Raw genomic sequence first — 775 nt, forward strand, 5'->3', positions numbered from 1 at the left:
CAAGACACTCGTCGCGCAGCAGATCCAGCGCCGCCTCCCGATCTTCCGGCGTCATTTCCGGAGCGGCGTTCGCAGGCTCCGGTGTGGCCTGCCAGTGCTCCAGCGCCAGCAGCACCTTTCCTAACGAGCGACGCAGCTCCCCCTCTGCCAGACCAAGCTCTGCCGCTGCGGCCCGTGCATAACCACCGCGCGAACGGGCGCTCATCATGTCCACCGCATCCGCGAACACCACGCCGCTTTCCGTGTCCAGCACCTGCGCATTGACTTTCATCGCCGCCGCGTTCGGTTTGCGGCTTACGCCCCGGATCGTCCAGCGTTCGCCCGGTAAGGCTACCACCAGTTCGCCATCGGCCAGGGTTTCCACGCTGACGCCCGGTGCCGGGGCGCTGACTGCCGGAAGCGCGGCGACATCAGCAGCTAAAGCGGTAAGGTGTGCAGGCTCCGCGCTGGTCTGCGGCGCGATACTCTCCGCGTCGGCCAGGTCACTCATGGGCACCGCGCCATCCAGCAACACACTGAACGCCTGTTCCGGCTCTGCCACCTGGCACAGATAACCGTTCGCATCCATGCCCGCCGGGAACAGTACGCGGAACGTGGCGATCCCGTCAGCGGCTAAGGAAGAAGCCAGTTTCACCGCCGCCTCATTGCCCGCCGGATCGTTGTCGTAGGCGATCAGCACCTGCCTGACGCCGTGCGCCCGGAACGCCTGGTGCATCTCACCGGTGAAGCCGTTCACCCCGTAAGCCGCCGTGACGTTACGGACCCCGGCGACCCA

General features: G+C 66.5%; 1 protein-coding gene. It reads right to left on the reverse strand.

All coding sequences use genetic code 11. The annotated features are described in order from the left end of the window. The coding region (locus tag HEM79_RS22315; RefSeq protein WP_183082728.1) for a toprim domain-containing protein at window positions 1-775 on the reverse strand (775 nt) is incomplete at both ends.

The sequence above is a fragment of the Escherichia sp. 93.0816 genome, from assembly GCF_013368855.2.
GTDB classification, from domain to species: domain Bacteria; phylum Pseudomonadota; class Gammaproteobacteria; order Enterobacterales; family Enterobacteriaceae; genus Escherichia; species Escherichia ruysiae.